1 protein-coding gene is annotated in these 1,232 nt (G+C 51.5%); it reads right to left on the minus strand.

Going from position 1 to position 1,232, the window contains the following annotated elements; genetic code table 11:
• Window positions 1-1,232 (minus strand): tandem-95 repeat protein (locus tag R7F07_RS25045; protein WP_318110643.1); only part of this gene is annotated, 1,232 nt, incomplete at both ends.

The raw sequence follows: 1,232 nt of genomic DNA on the forward strand, positions 1-1,232 counted from the left end.
TTCCAGTCTGCCGTTGGAGTGAACGTAGCAATCCCATTGACGATCGCCACTTGAATGTTGCTGTTGCCAGAGACGCTAAACGTTAACTCGCCATCCACGTTATCCACATCGCTGAAAGCGGTATTCAGATTGATGCTGTATGGGGTGAAATCTTCCGCCAAGGTTTGGTCTGCAATGCTACTTTCAACCACAGGCGTGTCGTTCACCGCATTCACGGTGACGTTGACCGTCGCTTGGTCAGTCAGTGCACCATCGCTAACGGTGTAAGTGATTTCAGCGTCACCATGGAAGTTCTCAGCCGGTGTGAACACCAACTTGCCGTCAACAATTTCAACTGTACCTTGGTCACTCGGCACAGACGCCGAATCAATGCTTAACGTATCACCATCGATGTCAGTATCGTTTGGTAGGACATCAATCGTCACTGGCGTGTCTTCGCCAGTGACAGCGGTATCATCTTTTGCCACTGGCGCATCGTTGACTGGCGTGACATCGACGTTCACCGTGGTGAATTCCGATACCCCACCGGAGGTAACGATGTACGTGAAGCTGTCTGTACCGTGGAAGTTGTCGTTTGGCGTGTAAGTGACGCTGCCGTCCGGGTTGACCGAGACCGTGCCGTTGGCTGGACCGTTATTGCTATCGAGCGACACTACTTTGTCGTCGCCTTCGAACGTGTCGTTACCTAAAACCTTGATGATGGTTGGTGTGTCTTCCACAACCGTAGCGCGGTCAGATTCAATATCTGCCACTGGCGCTACTGTGAAGTTCACCGTTTGGCTAACGCTTTCACCGCTTGGATCGGTGGCGGTAAAGGTTAGGGTTTCTGAGCCATTCCAGTCTGCGGTTGGAGTGAACGTAGCAATCCCATTGACGATCGCCACTTGAATGTTGCTATTACCAGAAACGCTAAACGTTAACTCGCCATCGGCGTTATCCACATCACTGAAGGCCGTATTCAGATCGATGCTGTATGGCGTAAAATCTTCCGCCAAGGTTTGGTCTGCAATGTTGCTTTCAACCACAGGCGTGTCGTTCACCGCATTCACGGTGACGTTGACCGTCGCTTGGTCAGTCAGTGCACCATCGGTGATGGTGTAAGTGATTTCGGCGTCACCATGGAAGTTCTCAGCCGGTGTGAACACCAACTTACCATCAACAATCTCGACTGTCCCTTGCTCACTCGGCACAGACGCCGAATCAATGCTTAACGTATCACCATCGATGTCAGT

Source organism: Vibrio sp. YT-16 (assembly GCF_033337405.1).
In the GTDB taxonomy this organism is placed as follows: domain Bacteria; phylum Pseudomonadota; class Gammaproteobacteria; order Enterobacterales; family Vibrionaceae; genus Vibrio; species Vibrio alginolyticus.